This is a genomic window from Pontibacter silvestris, assembly GCF_020907275.1.
GTDB lineage: Bacteria > Bacteroidota > Bacteroidia > Cytophagales > Hymenobacteraceae > Pontibacter > Pontibacter silvestris.
Genome location: NZ_JAJJWI010000015.1, coordinates 113,767 through 136,560, shown reverse-complemented (window position 1 = coordinate 136,560; position 22,794 = coordinate 113,767). Strand labels below are relative to the sequence as shown.

The window sequence follows — 22,794 nt, the reverse complement described above, 5'->3', positions numbered from 1 at the left end:
TGTCAACTTTTTCCAGGACGAGGCACAGAGTTCCTCCCGAACACCTGCAACAGCCTGTTCATTTGTTACAGGTAACAACACAGTGTATGTTTTATCAGCTGGAACTGTAGCACCATCCTTCAGCCATTTATTATATTTTGCTAACTCAGCTACATCAGTTTGAGTAGCCCAGGCTATCTCCAACAGATCCTGCCCAGGATTAACAGGTAAAGCCTGCAGTACCCACAGGAGAAGCATTCACCTTTCCTAAAAAACTTTCATAAGCTACTTTATGGGCCAGAAAAGTAAGAACATAAGGGTGCGTTTTTTCTGTTATCTCTACCTTACGACTTCCTCTTTCAGCAGCAGTACTGTAAGGCTTGGCTCCGTCTAAGCCCAGGCTATAAGACAGCAGCGAGTTCAGCCAGTTCTTATAATAAGCATTGCTACGCTTCAGGTATTTGGCCGCGCCTCCGGTAGCTTCTATCACATGCAGCCTCTCATCTACCTGGTAATCTACATGCAGGTTAAAATCTGAAGCGGCTTCTATTTTAAACTGCCAGAAGCCTACTGCGTTAGATCTTGATATGGTGTCGCCTATGAGGCCGCTTTCCTGCATTGCAAAGTATTTAAATTCAGCAGGAACACCTTCCTCTTTAAGAGTACTTTCTATAACTGGAAAATAAATAGTTGCCAAATCTACTTTCTTCTGAAAATACTTTGCATTACAATGCAAAGCATCCACTTTATCCTGTATTTCCTGCTGTGCTTTACCTGAGACTTTAATACTCAAATCAGCAAAACTTATGTATTGGGGCACTATAACACGTTGTCCTAAAACAAGCATTGGCAGTAGGAACAACAATAAAAGCGAAAACTGCTTTCTCATTTAAATATGATAAATGGAAGATTACCTGAACCGAGGCACCTTGGTTTTAAGTAGTAAGCCTTAATCCAGAGGCTCGTTTTTCTTTCAAATATAAAGGTATATCAGAGCTAATTAAATATGATTTTATAAATACAAAATTACATTTATAGAAGTGATGTGCATTTGTTCTTTTATTTACATTATCTTCTGCTTCATATCTATTAATCAATAAGCAAAGACTTAGTACATTTACACTATTGCTTAGATATACAATTTCCGCACCTATAAATTTTCCGTCATGCACAAACGAATTGCTCTTATAGACATGGGCACAAACACCTTTCATCTGCAAGTTACAGAGGTAGATGAGCAGGGTAAACTGCACGACCTTTACAAGACGAAGTTGCCTGTGCGTCTGGGCCAGGGAGGCATTAGCACAGGCGCTATTGCACCAGAAGCTTATGAGCGCGCACTAAGAACTTTAAGGGACTTCAGAAAAACAATAGATAACTTTGATGTTGAAACTGTAAGAGCAATGGCCACCAGCATGGTACGTAATGCTTCCAACGGCGACGATTTTGTAAAAGATATTTTTAAACAGACAGATATTCAGGTAGAAGTTATCTCTGGAGACCGTGAGGCAGAGTTGATCTACTATGGTGTACGGGCGGCAGGAGTGCTGGATGAGCAAACAGCTCTGGTGATGGACATCGGCGGAGGCAGTGTAGAGTTTATCATCTGTAATAAGGGAAAGATTTTCTGGAAGCGCAGTTTCGAAGTTGGGGCTCAACGCCTGATGGACATGTTCTTTAAGCAGGACCCTATACCTGCAGAGTGTGTGGAGGCTGAGAAAGCTTACCTGCAAGAGAAGTTACAGCCACTTACAGAAGCCGTTACTAAGTTTAAGCCAACAGTACTGGTAGGTTCCTCTGGTACTTTTGATACACTCTGCGATATAGACGCCATAAGCAAAGGCGACAACTCAAGGAAGCAAAACACACCGCCAGCTTCTGTTTTAGCTATAGAAGACTTTTACCAGGTGCACAACAGTCTGCTTCATAAGAATCGTGATGAACGCCTGGTGATACCTGGCATGATTGAAATGCGGGTAGACATGATTGTGCTGGCAAGTATAGCTGTTGATTTTGTACTCCAACAATACCAACTTAAAGAAAAGATCAGGGTTTCGGCTTATGCACTAAAAGAAGGTGTACTACAACAGGCCTTGGAGGAGATGTAAGCTGTTTTTCCTAGCTATTTAAACTATAAAGCTTTAATTCTGTCTATAGACAGCAATCAGGAACTGAAATACTTCCACTTTGGGTCTGATATAGTAATAGCTATTGCTTAACGCTAGCTCACTACCTGTATGTCAAAGGCTAATTTCACTTTAGGAAGTTTCTGTTCAGCTCCTGTTTATAAATCAGTGGCAATTAGCAGGCTTTCATTAATCATAAACAGTAACATATAAAGAACATGCTATCCTTGCATAAATTTTCTATTTTAACTTTAGCTGTTGTGTTAACAGCCTTAGTCTCTTCCTGCGATAAAGACGATGACACTGACCCAGATGCAGAGACAACAGTATATGGGGAGAGTGTTCCCATGGAGAGTGGTACGCTGCACTCCTGGGCCAAAATTGATGCGGCCGGCAACCCAACTGCAGTTGGGTTTAGTTTTTCACATGAAGTTCTCCACAGTTTACCCGGAGCCTCCCACGAAAATGCTGATCCGAACAGCGCCATGACGATGTACTACTATGAAGTAGATTTACCTTCTGAGATAAAGGATAAAACTCCTTTTGACCATGTTGCTGTTGATTGGAATCCTATGGGGCATCCTCCTGAAATTTATTCGGTCCCTCATTTTGATGGGCACTTTTATATGATTTCTTCTGAGCAGCAGATGCAAATAGGAGATGAAGTTTCGGATCCTAAAGTATTGAACGTCCCACCCTCAAAATATTTACCTGCCGACTATATAGATATACAGGTTAATGTTCCGGAAATGGGTAAGCACTGGGTAGACAAGTTTACCGCTGAATTAAATGGCGGTGAATTTACTCAAACACTTATCTATGGCTCCTATGACAGCAAAGTAATCTTCTATGAACCTATGTTTACACTGGACTATCTGCAATCAAACCCAAAAGATACATTTTCTATAAAACAGCCTGCAGAATTTGAGCGGAAAGGACTTTATTATCCAACTAAATACATTTTTAACTACAATGCTGAAACAGGCGAATATACAATAGCACTTACTGATTTTGAGCTGAAGAATTAACAGAACGATACCTATCGTACCAAATAAAACAATCCTGTACCGACAGGTACAGGATTGTTTTATTTATAGTAACTATCAGGAGTAACTGCTTTTTAAGAGCAACTATTATTGTTTTAATAACCTCTTTAACTCTTTCTCATAAGCTTTGCTCAGTTTTTTAAGAGATTTATGGCCGCTGGTGTAGTTTGATGCTACTACTTTAGGTTGCTCTGTTAAATCTCTCTGGGCATCTTTGGCAGCAAGCTGTTTACCTAATTGCTGCTGTACCTTTTTTGTTTTGCCTTTAGAGTAACCTTTATCTAACAAAGAAGTAAGCAAATCTATTGATGTCTGCTCCTCCCCTAACGCTGCAAAATGGCTGACCACAGCCGCTGTAAAAGGAAATTTCTTGCTATCATGGGCAAAGTCAAATAAAGAGGTATTGTCTAAGCCGAAGCGATTTACTTCATAAGCCAAGTAGTATTTTTCAGCTTTACTATAAGTTTCAATAGCCTCTGTGTAACGACTGCTGGCAACAAAGCGGTTAATGTCTTCCAGCATACGCTGGTAAGCTACAGCTGCCGCAATGGCCTCATGCCCATCTTTAGCAGTAAAAGTGGCTATATTACAGTCAGCATTATCCTCCGATACTTTTATGGCAGCCTGATACGCCAGGTCAGCAGAAATAAACTTTTTGTCTCTGATCAGCTCTTTCGCATTGTGGAAGTGCTTGTCGTATGCAGCCTGAGTATTGATGCACTCTTGTGTAAAAATACGCTTCCGAAGCAGGTCATATTTGATCTGAACTTCCCTGTCCTGCTCCAGTGCAAAACGTGCCTGCATGGCAATTGCTTCCGAAGCTACAGCTCTGGCATTTGGCAGAACATTGTCTATTGCCTGTTGATAGCCACTTGTTAACATAGCCAATAGCACAGGCTTTGCAGCCTTTTGGGCCAAAGATGCCAGCTCTTTAACAGGCGTTAAAGTGTACGAAGCTTCCAAACCAAGTGCGGCCTCGAACTGCCCCAGCGCAGCATCATAATTATTCTGAGCCAGGTACAACTTACCTTTATCTATTGCCTGTAAGTAAAACCGGTACTTTACCTGCTTTACTAAATCAGAAGCTTCACGGGCATTGTGCAGCACAAAATCGTACTGCTGCTGAAAGTCTAAGGCCTCTTCTGCTAAACGCTCGGCTTTAGCCAGGTCATTATGAGCCAGTGAATTTTTGCCATCTTCTATAATATCTCTGTAAAGGCCGTAAGCTGCACGGGCTTCGCCATCATTCAAAGCCATCATGTTACAGCGCAGGCCTCTTATGGTACTGCAAAGGTCACGTGCATCAGCATAGGCAGACAAAGCATCTTCGTATTGCCTGCTTGTCGTTAGGTTATTTCCCTGAGTAATAAAGGTGCTATAAATATCCTGTGCCAGTGTCATAGCTGACGCTGCCGTTTCTGGATCAGTACGCATGACAGTTACTAACTCACGTGTACGAGCCGCCGCTTCCTGTACAAAGCCGTTTATAAAATCAAGGCGCGCCAGTTGCAGGTGCGACGGGGAAAATGTTGGATTCACCTCCAGCGACTTCGCAAAGTAAGCTCGTGCCGCTTTGTAATCGCCTTTTGTAAACAGAGCTGTTCCCCTGTTATAGAACTGCATATCTAAGGTGGCCATAATATGATTGATGGCACGTCTGCGCTCCTGCAATTGCGTTTCTACCTCATTTATTTTAGAAGTAAGCCGCAATGGGTCGTTCTGGCGCAGGTTAAGCTTTTTCCAGAACGGAGCTTCTTTAGCAAAAGCAAATGCATCTTCTAATTTACGCAGATTATGCTCATGCTGCGTTAGCTGGTCAATATCGTCAGGAAGGATATAAGCAATATCCTGAAGCGTTTTTGCCAGAGCAGCGTCAGCCACATAATAAGCACGCACCAACTCCATATACTCCTTTACCTGTCGCACGCTTTTACTGGTATACACCAGTTCCTTATCCACTACCTTTAGTTTATACCTCTGAGAGGCCGCAGTATCAGGTACAGTCATTTCAAAGACTACAAAGCTGCCTTTATCAAACATTTTAACAGACTGCCTGTAACTCTGCACTTCCTTATCCTGCTCATTCAACAACTGTATTATATAGCTTAATTTCTCAGGAAGCAGTACTTCTCCTAAGTCAAAGCCTTTGTAATTGATGTCTCCCGAAATGGCCACTTTGTTTAACTGCACTTTAAGCTGAAGTTTATCTCCGGTATCAGCAATGCGGGCCTGTTGCTCAAATCGCACCACAAATTCTGGCTTTCTGTTGGGTCTGCCACCTTTGCTGGATTTCACTTCCTCATTAGAAAGTAAACTAATAATGCTATTGATGCTTTGCTGGCTACTGTTACCGGCAGTTGCAGATTTCATGAGATATGCCTTGGATGAGGCTTCTTCGAATAAAAGTTTAGTTTGCGCATGTGCTACAAACACTACAGCTATCAGGTAAAAAAGTAGTATAGTTCTTTTCATAGCTTAAGAGCTTTATCTGCTAAGAGATATTCCAAATTCTGTTCCACAAACTTAAAACTATTCAGAAATATAGACGAACAGCAATATTCTTTCTACAAAAACAGCCTGAAGATTTTATCAACACGCAAGCAAACAAGTTTTCGCTCCGGCTTTAAAATGATAAATTTGTAATTTGCCTCTTTAACACAGCAATTACTTATGCACTCATACCAACAACTGTTTAACTTTACTCAGGAAGTTTTTCTTCATATGGGTTGCCCACCGGAAGATGCCAGGCTGGCAACAGAAGTACTTTTAGATGCTGACTTAAGAGGTGTAGACTCGCATGGTGTGGCCAGGCTTAGTGGCTACGTGCGCCTTTGGGAAGCCGGCCGAATTAATGCGAAGCCTGACATTCAGGTTATTCATGAAACGCCTAGTACTGCCACTATAGACGGTGATGCAGGCCTTGGATTGGTAGTAGCCCCTCGTGCGATGGAAATAGCCATGCGTAAGGCTGAAGAGGTTGGTTCAGGCTGGGTGTCAGTCTCAAATTCGAACCATTTCGGCATTGCAGGGTATCATGCCATGAAAGCACTGGCTAAAGATATGATAGGTATGGCCATGACGAATGCCTCTCCTTTAGTGGCACCTACTTTCTCTACGGAGCGTATGCTCGGCACCAATCCTATTGCCGTAGCCGTTCCTACAAACAAACAGCCTGCCTTTGTTGCTGACCTAGCTACCTCTGCCGCAGCTAATGGTAAACTGGAGATACTGCAGCGTAAAGGAGAGCAAGCGCCATCTGGTTGGATTCAGAATGCAAAAGGAGAAGAAACCAATGACCCACATGAGTTGAAAGCTGGTGGTGCGTTGCTCCCGCTAGGTAGCGATAGGGCCCATGGCAGCCATAAAGGTTATGCTTTGTCTTCGGTGGTTGATATCTTCTCTGCTGTACTTTCCGGAGCTAATTACGGACCCTGGGTACCTCCTTTTGTTAGCTTTCTGCCTGTAGCTGAGAACCTGCCAGGAAAAGGAATCGGGCACTTTTTAGGAGCTATGCGTATAGATGCCTTCCGTCCGGCTGATGATTTTAAAGCACATATGGATAACTGGATCGATACTTTCCGTAAAGCCAGGGTTAAGGATGGTGAAGAAGCTGTTATCATACCCGGAGACCCGGAAAGAGAAATATCTGCCATACGCTTAGCGCAAGGCATTCCCTTACTAACTCCTGTTGTAAAAGACCTGGAAGATTTAAGTAAGAAGTTTAGCATTAAGTTTGACATTTAACCAATGGCAGCTGAAAATATATTCAGAACCCTTGGGCTCAGTTCCGCTAAGCGCAGCATTAGTATGCTGCTGTTCTCCTGGTTTCTGAATGTTATTTGGTTAGCTGTTAATTACTTCTGGCATTTTGCTTCTGTAGAAGTGCTATTAGCTATGCCTCTGTTGCTGTTAATTTATGCGGCGATTGCCCTTGTTGCTTACATTTATTGGGGGGTGCGGCAGGTACGTGAACAGGGTGTTCCTTATGCAGGCGTAATGGTGGGCGTTATTGTGGCTGTTACCTTACTTTACCTGAACTACAACCTGCTACAGTATGTGCTGGTAGCTTTGCGATTTTAACTGCAGATTCCTGAACAGGGGAAAAGCTTTTGTCTTAAGCTGCTGGCTAAAATCTTTTATAAACAGAAAGCGCTGACAATAGAACTGCCAGCGCTTTCTGTTTATAAAATGTCTGTTAGAGATTTAATCAATCTTTTTACCAGCCATTGCCCTTTTGATAGAAATCTGCATGACACGCTCGGCAAAAGGACGTGTCTGTTCTTCCAGTGCATCTACAGCTCCATAAATAGCATCTTTGTCGCCTCCGGTAGCCAACACGTTCTTCAGTTGCTGCACATGCTGGCGCGTCAGGTTAATTTCCTCTTCTGTCAGGTGTTCCCCGTTCTTATCTAAGAAACGTTCTACCTGGTAAAGCATTTGTTCGGCGGCTGTGCGGGCTTCAATCTGCATTCGGGTAGCCACATCGTCTTTAGCATGTGTGATAGAATCCATTAACATCTGTTCTACCTGTGCATCTGTCAGGCCGTATTGTGGCTTCACTTCCACTTCCTGACGCACACCGGAACGAACCTCCTTGGCTTCTACTTTAAGAATTCCGTCTGCATTTAAAATGAAGTTAACATCTACTTTAGGAAAACCTGCAGGCATAGCTGGTATTCCCTTTAAGTCGAATTCTGCCAATTTACGGTTTTCACTCACAACATCTCTTTCGCCTTGATAAACAGAAATTTTCATATTCACCTGCCCATCTACAGAAGTAGTATATTGCCGGCCAGCTTTGGTTGGTATTTTAGAATTTCTAGGGATAATCGAATCCATCAAACCACCCATTGTTTCAATACCTAAAGTAAGAGGCGTTACATCCAACAATAAGATATCTTTGCGATTACCTGCCAGAATATCGGCTTGTATAGCTGCACCCAAAGCAACTACTTCATCAGGATTTAACGAGTTGTTAGCTGGCTTACCAAAAAGCTCTGATACGGCATTATACACTAAAGGCACGCGTGTGGAGCCACCCACCATAATGACACCATCAATTTGCTCCGGGGCAAGCTTTGCATCTGCCATCGCTTGCTTACAGCTGTTAATAGTTCTGGCAATAATGGGAGCTATAAGAGTTTCAAATGTGTGGCGCTCTATGTGGCAATCTATTTTACCATTAATATTGCCGGTATAAACCTCTGAGTTGCTTAATGCTTTCTTGGCTTCCTCTGCTTTCAGGCGCAGCTCCTGCAATAAGTTCTTGTCTGCGTTTACAGTGTCTGCTATTAGCTGGTTCTCCTGCACCCAGTGCTGAATAATAGCACGGTCCAGATCATCACCACCTAAATACGTATCGCCGTTTGTAGAAAGCACCTCAAATATTCCTTGATGAATGCTTAAGATAGAAATATCAAATGTTCCGCCACCCAAGTCATACACCGCTACTGTTTTCTCTTCATCAGGGTTAATCCCAATGCCATAGGCCAGTGCAGCAGCTGTAGGTTCATTTACAATTCGCAACACTTCCAACCCTGCCAGCTTACCAGCATCGCGGGTAGCCTGGCGCTGAGAGTCGTTAAAATAAGCAGGCACTGTTATTACAGCTCGGTTAACAGGAGTCTTTAAGGCATGTTCTGCGCGTTCACGCAGTTCTTTTAATATTTCTGCAGACAGCTCAATAGGAGAATAAAACTTATCTTCTACACGAACCTTTACTAAACCCTCTTTATCATCATCTATAACTTTGTAGCCAAAGTAGTCTTTATGCTCGCCAAGGTCTTTATAAGATTTACCAAGCAATCGCTTTACAGAGTAGATGGTATTTGCAGGGTCAGTAATAAGATATTCCTTTGCCTCATTACCGACTATTGTCTCTCCCTGCTGATTAAAATGCACAACAGACGGTACAATACTCCCACGGTTCTGATCATTAATTGCGAGAGGTTTTTTATCTTCTGGATGAATGTAAGCCACCAAGCTATTGGTAGTACCTAAATCTATACCTACTACTACCTCTTCTTGCTGAAGAGCACCTGTAGAAAGGTTTATTGCAACTTTTGCCATAGTATCTGGATTTTGTGAAGCTGCCATTTAAAGGAGCAGCTCTATAGCACAAAGTTACAAATATTTTGGGGAGGAGCGGAAGACGATAGCTCCCGTAAGCGTTACTCTACTTTTAAAGGGATTGTTAATGATTACCTTAACCTGGAGGTAATATCAGAGTTGATAAGTAAAGCAGTCTTAAAGGCTTATTCTTCTTCTTTTGGAACAATAATGAACACATCCTCATTCGGTCGTTTCATCAGGTACTTTTCACGGGCAAATTTCTCAAGAAGCTCCGGGTTTCCCATAAGCTCATTTCTATCCTGCTTCACTTCCTCCATCTTCTCTAGATAATGTTCTTTTTGCTCTTCCAGATCGCTTAGCTTCTTGCTCATCTGGTACTGCGTAATAAAGTCATTAGAATCAAAAAAGAGCATCCACACCAGAAACAAAACTGTGGTGATAAAATAGAAGTTACGGAAAAATTTCGGAATGCGCTTCATCATGGCCTGTTCACATTGTGGTACTTACACAAAAGTAAGGCTGTGAGCTATATAACCCACAGCCTTAGCCATAATTATTTTTAAATTCTGCTTATTAGAATTTCTTTCCCGGGAAATAAGCAGTTTCACCAAGTTCTTCCTCAATACGGAGTAATTGGTTGTACTTAGCCATACGGTCAGAACGAGACGCAGAACCAGTTTTGATCTGGCCAGTGTTCAAGGCTACAGCAAGGTCAGCAATCGTGTTGTCCTCAGTCTCACCAGAACGGTGGCTCATAACGCTCTTATAGCCGTGGCGCAGGCCAAGGTTAATAGCATTTATAGTCTCAGTAAGTGAACCGATCTGGTTTACTTTTATAAGAATAGAGTTAGCAATTTTCTGGTCAATACCTTGTTGCAAACGCTTTACGTTTGTTACAAAAAGGTCATCACCTACTAACTGTACTTTGTCACCTATTGCAACAGTTTGCTGCTTCCAGCCATCCCAGTCATCTTCAGCCATACCATCTTCTATAGAAATAATCGGGTATTTTTTAACCCAGTCAGCCCAGAAGCTAACCATTTCAGAAGAAGTAAGTTTATCGCCGGTAGATTTCTTGAAATGATATGTACCTGAATCTGCATCGTAGAATTCAGAGCTGGCAGCATCCATGGCAATCATAAAGTCATCACCTGGCTTGTAACCTGCAGCCTCAATAGCCTGCAATACAACCTGAATAGCCTCCTCATTAGAAGCAATGTTCGGAGCAAAACCACCTTCATCACCCACGTTGGTAGAAAGGCCTTTTTTCTTAAGCACATTTTTAAGGTTATGGAATACTTCTGTACCCATACGCAACGCTTCAGAGAAAGAATTTGCACCTACCGGCATAATCATGAACTCCTGAAAATCAATAGAGTTATCCGCATGGCTACCACCATTCAGGATATTCATCATTGGTACAGGCAGTGTATTGGCATTAACACCACCTACATAGCGGTAAAGCGGCATATTAAGCTCTTGTGCAGCAGCACGCGCGATAGCTAATGATACACCAAGAATAGCATTAGCACCTAAGTTGCCTTTGTTAGCCGTGCCATCAAGCTCTATCATGATCTTATCAAGCAGGTTCTGCTCAAACACAGTAAAGCCAACAAGCTCATCAGCAATTTTCTCGTTAACATTCTTTACTGCCTGAAGCACACCTTTACCCATGTACTTGGTTTTATCATTGTCGCGCAGTTCTACTGCTTCGTGTACGCCTGTTGACGCACCAGATGGAACTGCAGCACGACCAAGTGCACCGCTTTCGGTCACTACATCAACCTCTACAGTAGGGTTGCCTCTTGAATCAAAGATCTGTCTTGCTTTGATGTCTGTAATTAAGCTCATTGGTTTTATTTTCTATGGTTTTACTTTGATTGTTCTAATAAAGCGACAAATTCGTCGAAAAGGTAAGTCGAATCATGTGGGCCAGGTGAAGACTCCGGGTGATACTGAACAGAGAAAGCTGGCTTAGACTTCATACGCATACCTTCAATAGTATTGTCGTTAAGGTTAATATGTGTAACCTCTACCTCAGGGTGATTTCTGATTTGCTCCTCATCTACCACAAAGCCGTGGTTCTGGCTGGTTATTTCGCTACGCCCAGTAAACAGGTTCTTTACAGGATGATTCAAGCCTCTGTGCCCGTTATGCATCTTATACGTAGAAATTCCGTTGGCTTCCGCCAAAACCTGATGCCCTAAACAAATTCCAAAAAGTGGCTTCTGTTTTTCAAGCATCTTTCTAACACTATTTACAGCATCTGTTGTAGCTGCAGGATCACCTGGGCCATTTGAAATAAAATATCCATCTGGGTTCCATTCCTCCATCTCTTCAAAAGAAGTATTATAAGGGTATACTCTAACCTCGCACCCTCTGGACACTAAGTTATTAATAATATTCTTCTTGATTCCCAGGTCCAGTACAGCTACTCTATATTTTGCCTCTCCGTTATTTAATGAATAAGTCTCTCTGGTACTTACTTGTGAAGATAATTCAAGGCCTTTCATGCTAGGTACCTCAGCCAACTTTTGCTTCAGCACTTCTACATCAGTAACTTCAGAAGAAATAACTGCATTCATAGCACCTTTGTCACGAATGTATCGCACCAAAGATCTTGTATCTATCTCACAGATACCTACAATACCTGCTTTTTCAAAGTATTCCTGCAAAGAACCCTCTGCTGTTTTCCTCGAAAAGTGTTGTGAGAACTCTTTACATACAAGGCCCTTGATCTGCACTTTGTCAGATTCAACTTCTTCCTGCTGAACACCATAATTACCAACATGAGATACTGTTGTAATAACTATCTGTCCAAAATAAGAGGGATCAGTAAAGATTTCCTGATAACCAGTCATGCCAGTATTGAAACATAACTCGCCACCAGATGTACCAATCAGCCCCAGGCTTTGACCTCTATAAATTGTGCCATCTTCTAAAAGAAGAATCGCTTCTGTAGTTATTTGCTTTTTCATGAGAGAGATTTATCACAAAAATAAAAAAGGGACACGACTTATGCCGTGTCCCTTTGAAATATTTAACAAAAGAGCTTATTCAGCATCTTTAGTTTCAGTTTGAGCGTCATCAGAAGATTCTGTATTAGCAGGAACTTCGGCTGCAGGGGCAGCGCTAGCTGTAGCTTCATCAGAAGACTTCTTACCACCACGACGACGAGTTCTCTTAGTACCAGTTGCTGCAGTACCAGCAGATGATTGCATATCCTCGTTGTAGTCTACAAGCTCAATAACACACATTTCTGCGTTATCACCGATTCTGTAGCCGGTTTTAAGAATACGAGTATAACCTCCTGGTCTATTAGCAATTTTACCAGCAACTTGATCAAAAAGTTCTTTAACAGACTCTTTGTCTTGCAGGTAAGCAAAAACGGTACGTCTAGAGTGTGTCGTGTCGTTTTTTGCTTTAGTTAATAAAGGTTCAACATATTTGCGAAGAGCCTTTGCCTTAGCAACTGTAGTAGAAACTCGCTTGTGCAGGATAAGAGAAGCTGCCATATTTGACAACATAGCCTTACGATGCGAAGCAGTTCTTCCTAAGTGATTTATTTTTTTACCGTGTCTCATTATTATAAATTGTGCACGTGCATACCGTCGATCAACCTGTTATTTAAGGGATCGGGAATTATGCCGTAGATTATTAATCTTCTTCTAACTTGTACTTAGAAAGGTCCATTCCGAAAGTCAAGCCTTTCTCCTGTACCAGATTTTCTAATTCAGTTAATGACTTCTTACCAAAGTTTCTAAACTTCATCATATCAGAAATATCAAGCTGCACAAGGTCACCAAGGGTTTTAATATCGGCAGCCTTCAAACAGTTGTAAGCTCTAACTGATAAGTCCATATCCTGAAGAGAAGTCTTCAGAACTTTGCGCATATGAAGCATTTCTTCATCTACTGCCTCTTCTTCTTCAGGTTTAGCAGTTTCAAAAGTCATGGTGTTGTCTGAGAACAGCATGAAATGCTGGATCAGGATATTTGCAGCTCCTTTTAATGCATCTTCCGGGTGAATAGAACCATCTGTCTGTAAGTCAAGCACAAGCTTCTCATAGTCAGTTTTCTGTTCTACACGGGTATTTTCAACACTAAACTTAACGTTTTTAATTGGTGTGAAAATAGCATCAATAGCGATAAGACCAAACACTTGATCACCATTCTTATTTTCTTCAGCAGGAACATAGCCGCGTCCTTTCTGAATAGTAAGTTCGATCTCGAAGGTAATACTATTGTCAAGGTGGCAAATTACAAGGTCAGGGTTTAATACCTCAAAGCTTGTAGAAAACTTGCTTATATCGCCAGCAGTAAAAGTATCTTGACCACCGATGGTAACTGTAATTTTGTCGTCAATTACTTCGCTAATTTTCTTAAAGCGAACCATCTTCAAGTTAAGGATAATGTCAGAAACATCCTCAACAACGCCTTCAACAGACGAAAATTCATGCAGTACACCAGGTATGCGAATGCTAGTAATTGCAAAACCTTCTAATGAAGATAGCAGAATTCTTCGCAGAGCATTACCGATGGTTACACCGTAACCTTTTTCAAGCGGCTTGAATTCAAATAAACCATGAAAGTCGTCGGCTTTTTCCATTACAACTTTTTCTGGCATTTGAAATGCTAATATTGACATACTTGCAGTGTTAAAGGTTAAAAATTGATTAAGCTGATTACTTAGAGTAAAGCTCAACGATTAGCTGTTCCTGAATTTTCTCAGGAATTTGGTCACGCTGCGGCGCAGACACAAATTTGCCAACCATCTCTGCGGCATCCCACTCTAACCAGCTAAACGCACGTGCATTACGTACAGTTAAGCTTGTAGTAATAGCCTCAAGAGATTTAGATTTTTCTCTAACAGCTACAGCATCACCAATTTTAAGGCTGTAAGATGGAATATTTACAACTTCTCCGTTAACCGTTATGTGTTTGTGCAATACCAACTGACGGGCAGCTCTTCTTGTTGGAGCAATACCTAAACGGTAAACTGTATTGTCTAATCTAGACTCAAGTAAAACCAATAGATTTTCACCTGTGATACCACCTTTTCTATGGGCTTTCTCAAATAGATTAGCAAACTGCTTTTCTAAAACACCATAGATATATTTTGCTTTTTGTTTTTCAGCTAACTGAACAGCATATTCAGATTGCTTTTTACGGCGACCACGGCCGTGCATCCCTGGAGGATAGCTTTTCTTTTTTAATGCTTTGCTTGGGCCAAAAATCTCTTCGTTAAATTTTCTTGAGATCTTGCTTTTAGGACCAGTATATCTTGCCATAATTAATTATTCAATCGAAATAAGATAATTAAACTCTTCTGCGTTTAGGAGGACGACATCCGTTGTGAGGAAGAGGTGTAACGTCTTTAATAGTTGTTACTTCAATTCCTGAATTCTGAACAGTACGGATGGCGGACTCTCTACCTGCACCAGGGCCTTTAACAAATACTTCAGCTTTACGCATACCTAAATCGTGAGCGACTTTAGCGCAATCTGAAGCTGCCATTTGTGCAGCGTAAGGAGTGTTCTTTTTAGAACCTTTAAAACCCATTTTACCAGCAGAAGCCCAAGAGATTACTTGTCCTGCATTGTTGGTTATTGAGATAATGATATTATTGAAAGAAGCTTTAATGTGTACTTGGCCAGTTGATTCAACAACTACTACACGCTTCTTAGCTTTATCTTTTCTTTTCTGAGCCATGATCAAATATTATTTAGAAGCTTTCTTCTTGTTTGCAACAGTCTTACGCTTACCTTTTCTGGTGCGAGAGTTATTTTTGGTGCGCTGTCCGCGAACAGGCAAACCTTTTCTATGTCTCAAACCACGGTAACTACCAATATCCATCAGGCGCTTGATGTGCAACTGCACTTCTGATCTTAAAACACCTTCTGTCTTAATATCAGACGCAATAATATTTCTGATCTCACCGGCCTCATCTTCAGTCCAGTCTTTCACTTTTTTGTCAAGATCCACCCCGGCTTTTGTAAGAATAGATTGAGAAAGTTTTCGGCCAATGCCGAAAATATAAGTCAATGCTATCTCACCTCTTTTGTTATCCGGAATATCAACTCCTGCTATTCTAGCCATACTTAATTAATTAACCTTGTCTTTGTTTATATCTTGGATTTTTCTTGTTGATAACATAAAGCTTTCCTTTACGTCGGATCACTTTACAATCAGCACTTCTTTTTTTTACTGATGCTTTAACTTTCATTGTATTTATTTATATCGATAAACAATTCTTCCTTTAGTCAGATCATAGGGAGACATTTCTAACTTTACTCTATCTCCAGGTAAGATTTTGATATAATTCATTCTCATCTTTCCGGAAATATGAGCGACCAGCTGATGCCCATTTTCAAGCTCTACCCGGAACATTGCATTAGATAGTGCTTCGATGATAGTTCCGTCTTGTTCAATAGAGGACTGTTTTGCCATTTATTGTTGCTTAGCTTGTTCTATATAATCAAATGTAGTTAAAATTTCCGCTTCATTCTGACGTACAACAACTGTATGTTCAAAATGCGCAGAAGGTTTATTATCTCTAGTTCTTATCGTCCAGCCATCATCTTCCTGCACAATATTCTTTGTGCCTAAATTGATCATGGGCTCTATAGCAATAACTAAACCATTCTGAAGTTTTACACCCTGTCCCCTCTTTCCATAGTTAGGAACCTCAGGAGACTCATGTAAGTTCATTCCTACACCATGTCCAACTAATTCCCGTACAACACTAAACCCAAAACCTTCAGCATAACTTTGTACTGCATAACTGACATCACCCATACGGGCACCAACAACTGCTTTTTCAATGCCTTTGTACAAAGCCTCTTTAGTAACTGTTAAAAGCTTTTGTACATCATCAGAAACATTACCAATAGCATGAGTATAAGCTGAATCACTATGGAAGCCTTTATATAATACTCCACCGTCGACAGAAATAATATCACCGTCCTGTAAAGTATAATTGCTAGGGAAACCATGTACTACGGTAGAGTTAACAGAAATACATAAACTATAAGGAAAACCATTATAGTTTTTGAATGAAGGAACACCTCCATTATCTCTGATAAATTCCTCGGCAACTTTGTCTAATTCTGCTGTAGAAATACCTGGCCGTATAAGACGGGCTATTTCGCCATGTGCTTTGCCTAATATCAAAGCACTCTGGCGAATCAGCTCAATTTCTTCTTCTGTTTTGTAGAATATCATTAATTAAGATACCATGGCTATATTTTCAGTCCTGCCTCTAAGTTTACCAGACTTCATCATACCATCGTAATGTCTCATTAATAAATAGCTCTCTACCTGTTGTAAGGTATCAAGTACAACACCAACCATAATGATCAAAGAAGTACCTCCAAAAAACTGTGAGAACTGTCTGGTTACACCAAGTAGCATAGCTAATGATGGGAAAATAGCCACCAAAGCTAAATAAATAGCACCTGGAAGAGTTATTCTTGTTAAAATTAGATCAATATATTCAGAGGTAGCTCTACCAGGCTTAACACCAGGAATGAAACCTCCACTTCTCTTTAAATCATCAGCTATCTGATTTGGATTAACACTTATTGCAGTATAGAAATAAGTGAAAATTAAAATCATTAAACCAAAAACCAGATTATACTGCCATGAAGTAAAATCAGAGAATGTAGAACCAATATAATTAGCTGTCTCACTTGAATCTGCCCATATAGAAGCTATCATAGAAGGCAAAAACATTAATGACTGAGCAAAAATAATTGGCATTACACCAGCAGCATTAACTTTCAAGGGAATGAACTGCCTCTGCCCACTATACAAAGAACTACCACCTACTTGTTTAGCATACTGAACAGGAATTCTTCTGATTGCCTGTGTAAGCATTACAACAGACATTACAACAAAGAATAGAACCGCAAGTTCAAATATGAATAAGAGAGCTCCATTTAATTGCTTAGAAGCAAACTCAGCGATAATAGCACCAGGGAACCTGGATACAATACCTATCATGATAAGCATTGATATACCATTGCCTATGCCTTTATCTGTGATTTTTTCACCTAACCACATACAAAAGATAGTACCAGATGTAAGTACAATCATTGAAGTGATAGTGAATAATGTAGAATTTATAGCGATTGCTTCGGCATTAATAGTAGCAACAAACCCCACAGCTTGCGCAAGTGTAATTACTATAGTTAGAACGCGGGTGATTTGGTTGATCTTTTTTCGACCAGACTCACCCTCCTTCTGCATTTTTTGAAAATAAGGAACGGCTATAGTTAATAGCTGTAATACGATTGAAGCAGATATGTAAGGCATTATACCTAACGCAAAGATGGAGGCATTACTAAATGCTCCACCTAAGAAAGTATCTAATAATCCAAATATTCCACCTGTATTAGATACTAATTGGTTAGGATCAACACCTGGAAGAACAACATAAGAACCTAGTCTAAATATAGCAATGAAGCCAAGAGTATTTAAAATACGTACTCTCAGATCATCTATTGTCCAAATGTTCTTTAGTGTTGTTATAAACTTCTTCATATCGACTAAATAGCTACTGTTTTACCGCCTGCTGTTTCAATTGATGAGATAGCAGTTTTAGAGAAAGCATGAGCGTGAACTTCTACTGCTTTATTAATCTCCCCTCTACCCAATATTTTCACTTTATCATTCTTAGAAACAAGTCCATGAGCTTTGAAAAAATCAAAGTTAAGAACAGTTTCGTTAGTAGCCTCAGCTAAAGACTGAACAACATCCAAATTGATAGCTTTAAATTCAACTCTGTTAAAGTTTTTAAAGCCGTACTTAGGAACACGTCTTTGTAAAGGCATTTGTCCACCTTCGAAGCCACCTTTCTGAGAGTAACCAGAACGAGACTTGGCACCTTTATGACCTCTAGTAGAAGTACCACCTCTACCTGATCCAGTACCTCTACCTAATCTTTTTCTGTTTTTAACAGAACCCTCCGCAGGTTTTAATGAGTTAAGATACATGTTAAATATTGTTTACTTCTACAAGATGATTAACCTTTTTAACCATACCAGCAATCTGTGGTGTAAATTCAACAGTTACTGATTTATTGATTTTACCAAGGCCTAAAGCTTGAATTGTCAGCTTTTGATCTTTTGGCTTATCAATAGTGCTTTTGATTTGTCTGATTATAACCTGAGCCATTTCAATTAACCGTTAAATACTTTCTGAAGATTAACACCACGTTGCTGTGCTACAGCTAATGGATCACGCATTTTAGCAAGTGCATCGAAAGTAGCCTTAATTACATTATGCGGATTTGATGAACCCTTAGACTTACAAAGTACGTCTCTGATTCCAGCACTTTCCAACACAGCACGCATAGCTCCACCAGCAATTACACCAGTACCAGGAGCAGCAGGCTTAACTAATACAAAACCACCTGAATACTTACCCTCCATGGCATGAGGAACTGTACTGTGATATACTGGAACCTTTACAAGGTTTTTCTTAGCATCATCAATACCTTTGGCGATAGCGTCAGTAACTTCATTAGCTTTACCTAAGCCATATCCTACAACACCATTTCCGTCACCTACAACTACAATGGCGGCAAAGCTAAACCTTCTACCACCTTTAACAACCTTGGCAACGCGATTAATAGCTACTACTCTCTCTTTAAGCTCGATTTCGCTAGCTTTTACACTACGTATATTATTCTTCGACATAATTATTTTAGAATTTTAGGCCAGCTTCACGAGCGCCTTCTGCCAATGATTTTACTTTACCGTGGTAGAGGTAACCAGAACGGTCGAATACAACCTGATTTATACCTTTCTCAAGGGCTTTAGCTGCAATATCCTTCCCTACTCTGTTAGAAGCTTCCACATTCGCTTTCGCATCATCAAGCTTAGCTGAAGAGGCAGCTACTAGCGTTAACCCAGTAGTATCATCGATAATCTGTGCGTAGATAGCTTTGTTACTTCTGAATACAGATAATCTTGGCCTTTCAGGCGTACCAGAAATCTTGTTTCTGATGCTTTTCTTAATTCTAAGTCTTCTTGTTACTTTATTAGCAGACATGATGATGATTATTTAGATGCTGTCTTACCAGCTTTTCGTCTTATTACTTCACCAACAAAACGGATACCCTTACCTTTATAAGGTTCTACTTTGCGTAGTGATCTGATTTTAGCGGCAACCTGACCTATTAGCTGCTTGTCATTACTTTCAAGTGTAATAACCGGCGACTTACCTTTTTCAGTAACAGCAGTCGCTGTTACGCCTTCAGGCATACTCATAAAGATGTTGTGAGAGTACCCTAAAGAAAGCTCTAAGATTGCACCCTGCACAGTAGCTTTATAACCAACACCAACAAGCTCAAGCTGCTCTCTATAACCTTGGCTAACACCTACAACCATGTTGTTGATCAGTGATCTGTAAAGGCCATGCATAGCTTTATGACGCTTCTGCTCTGTCGGACGGTCTACAACAATCTGGCCATCTAGCTGTTTAACGATAATATCCTTATCAACAGCAGTAACCAAAGAGCCCTTAGGACCTTTAACAGTTACCTGGTTATCATCACCTATGCTTACTTCAGTATTGTTAGGTAGGTTGATTGGCAATTTTCCTATACGTGACATTGTCTATCCTCCTAATTAATATACATAACATAACACTTCGCCACCGATATTCAGTGACTTAGCTTCTTTTTCAGTCATTACGCCTTTAGACGTAGACAATACAGCAATCCCTAAACCATTTAAAACTCTAGGTAATGCGGTACTTCCGGCATATTTACGAAGCCCTGGTGTACTGACCCTCTCCAATTTCACAATAGCAGACTGCTTAGTGTTTGGGTTATACTTCAGAGCTATTTTAATTGTACCTTGAACAGAAGAATCATCAAACTTATAGCTTTGAATGTATCCTTTGTCGTACAAAACTTTTGTTATATCTTTCTTTATGTTGCTAGATGGTATTTCAACTATTCTGTGGTTAGCTTTTATAGCATTACGCACCCTAGTTAAATAATCTGCTATTGGATCTGAGTTCATTATGATAACTTAAATAATGAATGCTTATTCTAAGCGAGCGGCAAAGATACGAAAATCTTTTCTTTTTCCTTAATCAAATTAAAGAAAAATTACCAACTTGCTTTTGTTACACCAGGGATTTTACCAGCTGAAGCTAATTCACGGAATGTTACACGAGATATCCCAAATTTCCTCATGTAACCTCTTGGTCTTCCTGTAAGTTTACATCTGTTATGTAATCTTACAGGAGAAGCGTTACGAGGCAACTTATCTAGTGCTTCGTAATCGCCATTAGCCTTTAATTCAGCCCTTTTAGCGGCATATTTAGCCACTGTCTTTTGTCTTTTAAGCTCTCTTGCTTTAACTGCTTCTCTTGCCATTTTGCTTATTTCTTAACATTGATGAAAGGCATGCCAAAAGCTTTAAGAAGCTCGTAGCTTTCTTCGTCGGTATTGGCTGTGGTAACGAATGTTATATCCATACCAGTAATAGCCTTTACTTTATCAATACTGATTTCAGGGAAGATGATCTGCTCTTTTACACCTAGTGTGTAATTACCTCTACCATCAAAACCTTTATCGCTTACTCCTCTAAAGTCACGAACACGTGGAAGAGCAATTGTTAAAAGACGATCTAAGAACTCGTACATTTTCTCTCCTCGAAGCGTTACTCTGGCACCAATAGGCATTCCTTCGCGTAGCTTAAAGTTTGAAACTGATTTCTTAGCAATAGTTGCAACAGCTCTTTGTCCTGAAATTGTAGATAATTCTTCAACACCTACATCAACAAGTTTCTTATCAGATACGGCAGCACCGATACCTTTATTGATAGAGATCTTAGTCAGCTTAGGCACCTGCATTATATTCTTGTACTGAAACTTCTCTTTCAGTGCAGGTACTACCTCAGCCTGGTATTTTTCTTTTAGTCTTGTAGTTGCCATCTTAGATTACCTCTCCTGTTTTTTTAGAATAACGCTCTGGTTTACCTTCGCTGTTTTTTCTTGTGCCAGCTTTGATAGTTTCACCTGACTTAGGATCTACTAAAGCCACATTACTGGCATGAATAGGAGCTTCTTTTTTGGTTATACCACCTTGTGGATTTTGAGCACTAGGCTTTGTATGTTTGGTAACCAGATTTAAACCCTCAACTGTTACTCTTTGTTTTTCTATGTTAACAGCTGTAATGCGGCCTGTCTTACCGCGCTCGTCACCGGCTAGAACTTTAACTGTATCGCCAGTTTTAACATGAAGCTTTTTCTTATTCATCTTGATCTGAATTAGTGATTATAGAACTTCAGGCGCTAACGAAACAATTTTCATGAATTGTTTTTCACGAAGTTCACGTGCAACCGGTCCGAAAATACGCGTTCCTCGAGGCTCATTATTTGCATTAAGAAGAACAGCAGCGTTATCATCAAAACGGATGTATGACCCGTCTTTTCTTCTAACTTCTTTCTTTGTTCTTACAACAACAGCCTTAGAAACAGTTCCCTTTTTGATATTTCCTGAAGAAAGGGCAGACTTAACAGTTACTACAATTCTATCGCCAATAGAAGCATACTTTTTACCAGTACCACCAAGTACACGGATACAAAGCACTTCTTTAGCACCGCTGTTATCAGCTACAGTTAATCTTGATTCCTGCTGTATCATCTTACTTCGCCCTTTCTATTATTTCTACTAAACGCCAGTTTTTATTTTTGCTAAGCGGACGTGTTTCCTGAATACGCACCATATCTCCAATGTTGCATTCATTTTTTTCGTCGTGAGCCATGAATTTTGTGGACTTGTTAACGAACTTCCCGTACATAGGGTGCTTCATTTTACTTTCCACTAACACAGTGATAGATTTGTTCATTTTATTGCTAACAACCTTACCACTTCTTTCTTTTCTAAGATTTCTCTCTTCCATGATTTTTAATTAAGTATTAAGAGTTAGCTTCAATTTCACGGCGACGAATCTCAGTATTCAAACGAGCTATTGTTTTTCTCGTCTGGCGAATTTTCATCGGATTCTCCAAAGGAGATATAGCATGAGCAAACTGCAGGCTCTGCATACCTGACTGCTCACTTGAAAGCCTCTCTTTCAACTCTTCTAAAGACAAAGCCTTTATCTCTGAATTTTTCATATCCTATTTTTCAACGTAATCTCTACGTACTACAAATTTTGTTTTAACAGGAAGTTTCTGAGCTGCTAATCTAAGTGACTCTTTTGCTACTTCCAGTGGTACACCGTCAGATTCAAACATGATAGTACCAGGCTTTACAACTGCTACCCAATACTCAGGGGAACCTTTACCTTTACCCATACGAACTTCCGCAGGCTTTTTAGTAATAGGCTTATCAGGGAAGATACGGATCCAAACTTGACCCTCACGCTTCATAGCTCTTGTCATTGCGATACGAGCGGCCTCAATCTGGCGGCTTGTAATCCATGTGGCTTCAAGCGATTTGATTCCAAAAGACCCAAATGAAATGGTACTGCCTCTATGAGCCAGACCTTTCACACGGCCTTTTTGCATTTTTCTATATTTAGTCCTTTTAGGCTGTAACATTTTCTA

The 22,794-nt window shown here is 40.4% G+C and carries 33 protein-coding genes; 4 read left to right on the top strand and 29 right to left on the bottom strand.

The window, feature by feature from the left end:
* Both LN995_RS14705 and LN995_RS14700 read right to left on the bottom strand, forming a co-directional pair.
* A partial coding sequence (locus LN995_RS14705) for a hypothetical protein (RefSeq protein ID WP_229961840.1) occupies positions 1 to 237 on the bottom strand: 237 nt, incomplete at its 3' end.
* Positions 200 to 826 (bottom strand): lytic transglycosylase domain-containing protein, encoded by a 627-nt coding sequence (locus LN995_RS14700; protein WP_229961839.1) that lies wholly within the window; start codon positions 824 to 826, stop codon positions 200 to 202. The genes LN995_RS14705 and LN995_RS14700, both read right to left, overlap by 38 nt.
* Positions 827 to 1,145: 319 nt before the next feature.
* Here LN995_RS14700 and LN995_RS14695 point away from each other — a divergent pair, with 319 nt between their 5' ends.
* Both LN995_RS14695 and LN995_RS14690 read left to right on the top strand, forming a co-directional pair.
* Positions 1,146 to 2,087, top strand: coding sequence for a Ppx/GppA phosphatase family protein (locus LN995_RS14695; protein ID WP_229961838.1), 942 nt, complete (start codon positions 1,146 to 1,148; stop codon positions 2,085 to 2,087).
* A gap of 278 nt (positions 2,088 to 2,365) precedes the next feature.
* Positions 2,366 to 3,133 (top strand): DUF5602 domain-containing protein, encoded by a 768-nt coding sequence (locus LN995_RS14690; protein ID WP_229961837.1) that lies wholly within the window; start codon positions 2,366 to 2,368, stop codon positions 3,131 to 3,133.
* A 105-nt stretch (positions 3,134 to 3,238) separates the two neighbouring features.
* Here LN995_RS14690 and LN995_RS14685 read toward each other — a convergent pair whose 3' ends face one another.
* The gene (locus tag LN995_RS14685; RefSeq protein ID WP_229961836.1) at positions 3,239 to 5,623 is read right to left on the bottom strand and encodes a tetratricopeptide repeat protein; all 2,385 of its coding nucleotides are present in this window, start codon (positions 5,621 to 5,623) and stop codon (positions 3,239 to 3,241) included.
* Between the two features lie 198 nt (positions 5,624 to 5,821).
* On the opposite strand from LN995_RS14685, the gene LN995_RS14680 reads away from it, so the two are divergent.
* A complete protein-coding gene (locus tag LN995_RS14680; RefSeq protein ID WP_229961835.1) occupies positions 5,822 to 6,895 on the top strand; it encodes an Ldh family oxidoreductase in 1,074 nt (357 codons plus the stop codon).
* Positions 6,896 to 6,898: 3 nt separating this feature from the next.
* Entirely contained in the window at positions 6,899 to 7,231 is a 333-nt protein-coding gene (locus tag LN995_RS14675; protein ID WP_229961834.1) for a hypothetical protein, read from the top strand.
* A 123-nt stretch (positions 7,232 to 7,354) separates the two neighbouring features.
* Here the strand turns inward: LN995_RS14675 and hscA are convergent, their stop codons facing one another.
* From hscA to rplP, 26 genes are all read right to left on the bottom strand, one after another.
* Positions 7,355 to 9,220 carry a Fe-S protein assembly chaperone HscA gene (gene hscA, locus LN995_RS14670; protein ID WP_229961833.1) on the bottom strand — a complete coding sequence of 622 codons (1,866 nt, stop codon included), beginning with the start codon at positions 9,218 to 9,220 and terminating at the stop codon, positions 7,355 to 7,357.
* Positions 9,221 to 9,405: 185 nt separating this feature from the next.
* Positions 9,406 to 9,705 carry an FtsB family cell division protein gene (locus LN995_RS14665; protein WP_229961832.1) on the bottom strand — a complete coding sequence of 100 codons (300 nt, stop codon included), beginning with the start codon at positions 9,703 to 9,705 and terminating at the stop codon, positions 9,406 to 9,408.
* Between the two features lie 91 nt (positions 9,706 to 9,796).
* Positions 9,797 to 11,074: a phosphopyruvate hydratase gene (eno, locus tag LN995_RS14660; RefSeq protein WP_229961831.1), complete on the bottom strand. Its 1,278-nt coding sequence runs from the start codon at positions 11,072 to 11,074 to the stop codon at positions 9,797 to 9,799.
* A gap of 20 nt (positions 11,075 to 11,094) precedes the next feature.
* Complete coding sequence (carA, locus tag LN995_RS14655; protein WP_229961830.1) at positions 11,095 to 12,201, bottom strand: glutamine-hydrolyzing carbamoyl-phosphate synthase small subunit; 1,107 nt, start codon at positions 12,199 to 12,201, stop codon at positions 11,095 to 11,097.
* A 75-nt stretch (positions 12,202 to 12,276) separates the two neighbouring features.
* Entirely contained in the window at positions 12,277 to 12,807 is a 531-nt protein-coding gene (gene rplQ / locus LN995_RS14650) for a 50S ribosomal protein L17 (RefSeq protein WP_229961829.1), read from the bottom strand.
* Positions 12,808 to 12,880: 73 nt separating this feature from the next.
* Positions 12,881 to 13,870 carry a DNA-directed RNA polymerase subunit alpha gene (locus LN995_RS14645; RefSeq protein WP_229961828.1) on the bottom strand — a complete coding sequence of 330 codons (990 nt, stop codon included), beginning with the start codon at positions 13,868 to 13,870 and terminating at the stop codon, positions 12,881 to 12,883.
* Positions 13,871 to 13,907: 37 nt separating this feature from the next.
* On the bottom strand, positions 13,908 to 14,513 hold the full coding sequence (rpsD, locus tag LN995_RS14640; protein WP_229961827.1) for a 30S ribosomal protein S4: 606 nt from the start codon (positions 14,511 to 14,513) through the stop codon (positions 13,908 to 13,910).
* A gap of 28 nt (positions 14,514 to 14,541) precedes the next feature.
* A complete protein-coding gene (gene rpsK, locus LN995_RS14635; protein WP_114778264.1) occupies positions 14,542 to 14,934 on the bottom strand; it encodes a 30S ribosomal protein S11 in 393 nt (130 codons plus the stop codon).
* 9 nt (positions 14,935 to 14,943) lie between these two features.
* Complete coding sequence (rpsM, locus tag LN995_RS14630) at positions 14,944 to 15,321, bottom strand: 30S ribosomal protein S13 (RefSeq protein ID WP_229961826.1); 378 nt, start codon at positions 15,319 to 15,321, stop codon at positions 14,944 to 14,946.
* Positions 15,322 to 15,331: 10 nt separating this feature from the next.
* Positions 15,332 to 15,448: a type B 50S ribosomal protein L36 gene (gene ykgO, locus LN995_RS14625; RefSeq protein ID WP_034256541.1), complete on the bottom strand. Its 117-nt coding sequence runs from the start codon at positions 15,446 to 15,448 to the stop codon at positions 15,332 to 15,334.
* Between the two features lie 5 nt (positions 15,449 to 15,453).
* Positions 15,454 to 15,672, bottom strand: a complete 219-nt coding sequence (gene infA / locus LN995_RS14620) for a translation initiation factor IF-1 (protein WP_229961825.1) — start codon at positions 15,670 to 15,672, stop codon at positions 15,454 to 15,456.
* Positions 15,673 to 16,446: a type I methionyl aminopeptidase gene (gene map / locus LN995_RS14615; RefSeq protein WP_229961824.1), complete on the bottom strand. Its 774-nt coding sequence runs from the start codon at positions 16,444 to 16,446 to the stop codon at positions 15,673 to 15,675.
* A gap of 3 nt (positions 16,447 to 16,449) precedes the next feature.
* Positions 16,450 to 17,766: a preprotein translocase subunit SecY gene (gene secY / locus LN995_RS14610; RefSeq protein WP_229961823.1), complete on the bottom strand. Its 1,317-nt coding sequence runs from the start codon at positions 17,764 to 17,766 to the stop codon at positions 16,450 to 16,452.
* Positions 17,767 to 17,771: 5 nt separating this feature from the next.
* The gene (gene rplO / locus LN995_RS14605; protein WP_229961822.1) at positions 17,772 to 18,218 is read right to left on the bottom strand and encodes a 50S ribosomal protein L15; all 447 of its coding nucleotides are present in this window, start codon (positions 18,216 to 18,218) and stop codon (positions 17,772 to 17,774) included.
* A 1-nt stretch (position 18,219) separates the two neighbouring features.
* Positions 18,220 to 18,399, bottom strand: coding sequence for a 50S ribosomal protein L30 (gene rpmD, locus LN995_RS14600; protein ID WP_229961821.1), 180 nt, complete (start codon positions 18,397 to 18,399; stop codon positions 18,220 to 18,222).
* A gap of 5 nt (positions 18,400 to 18,404) precedes the next feature.
* On the bottom strand, positions 18,405 to 18,923 hold the full coding sequence (gene rpsE, locus LN995_RS14595) for a 30S ribosomal protein S5 (RefSeq protein ID WP_229961820.1): 519 nt from the start codon (positions 18,921 to 18,923) through the stop codon (positions 18,405 to 18,407).
* 7 nt (positions 18,924 to 18,930) lie between these two features.
* Positions 18,931 to 19,278: a 50S ribosomal protein L18 gene (gene rplR, locus LN995_RS14590; protein WP_229961819.1), complete on the bottom strand. Its 348-nt coding sequence runs from the start codon at positions 19,276 to 19,278 to the stop codon at positions 18,931 to 18,933.
* A gap of 8 nt (positions 19,279 to 19,286) precedes the next feature.
* Positions 19,287 to 19,841, bottom strand: a complete 555-nt coding sequence (gene rplF, locus LN995_RS14585) for a 50S ribosomal protein L6 (RefSeq protein WP_229961818.1) — start codon at positions 19,839 to 19,841, stop codon at positions 19,287 to 19,289.
* Positions 19,842 to 19,856: 15 nt separating this feature from the next.
* Positions 19,857 to 20,255 carry a 30S ribosomal protein S8 gene (gene rpsH, locus LN995_RS14580; RefSeq protein WP_229961817.1) on the bottom strand — a complete coding sequence of 133 codons (399 nt, stop codon included), beginning with the start codon at positions 20,253 to 20,255 and terminating at the stop codon, positions 19,857 to 19,859.
* Positions 20,256 to 20,344: 89 nt separating this feature from the next.
* On the bottom strand, positions 20,345 to 20,614 hold the full coding sequence (gene rpsN, locus LN995_RS14575; RefSeq protein ID WP_229961816.1) for a 30S ribosomal protein S14: 270 nt from the start codon (positions 20,612 to 20,614) through the stop codon (positions 20,345 to 20,347).
* 5 nt (positions 20,615 to 20,619) lie between these two features.
* Complete coding sequence (gene rplE / locus LN995_RS14570) at positions 20,620 to 21,174, bottom strand: 50S ribosomal protein L5 (protein ID WP_229961815.1); 555 nt, start codon at positions 21,172 to 21,174, stop codon at positions 20,620 to 20,622.
* 1 nt (position 21,175) lies between these two features.
* The gene (rplX, locus tag LN995_RS14565) at positions 21,176 to 21,499 is read right to left on the bottom strand and encodes a 50S ribosomal protein L24 (protein ID WP_229961814.1); all 324 of its coding nucleotides are present in this window, start codon (positions 21,497 to 21,499) and stop codon (positions 21,176 to 21,178) included.
* An 18-nt stretch (positions 21,500 to 21,517) separates the two neighbouring features.
* Positions 21,518 to 21,886, bottom strand: a complete 369-nt coding sequence (gene rplN / locus LN995_RS14560) for a 50S ribosomal protein L14 (protein ID WP_229961813.1) — start codon at positions 21,884 to 21,886, stop codon at positions 21,518 to 21,520.
* Between the two features lies 1 nt (position 21,887).
* The gene (gene rpsQ, locus LN995_RS14555; RefSeq protein ID WP_229961812.1) at positions 21,888 to 22,145 is read right to left on the bottom strand and encodes a 30S ribosomal protein S17; all 258 of its coding nucleotides are present in this window, start codon (positions 22,143 to 22,145) and stop codon (positions 21,888 to 21,890) included.
* A gap of 16 nt (positions 22,146 to 22,161) precedes the next feature.
* Positions 22,162 to 22,362: a 50S ribosomal protein L29 gene (gene rpmC, locus LN995_RS14550; protein WP_229961811.1), complete on the bottom strand. Its 201-nt coding sequence runs from the start codon at positions 22,360 to 22,362 to the stop codon at positions 22,162 to 22,164.
* A 3-nt stretch (positions 22,363 to 22,365) separates the two neighbouring features.
* Positions 22,366 to 22,788 carry a 50S ribosomal protein L16 gene (rplP, locus tag LN995_RS14545; protein WP_229961810.1) on the bottom strand — a complete coding sequence of 141 codons (423 nt, stop codon included), beginning with the start codon at positions 22,786 to 22,788 and terminating at the stop codon, positions 22,366 to 22,368.
* Positions 22,789 to 22,794 lie beyond the last annotated feature (6 nt).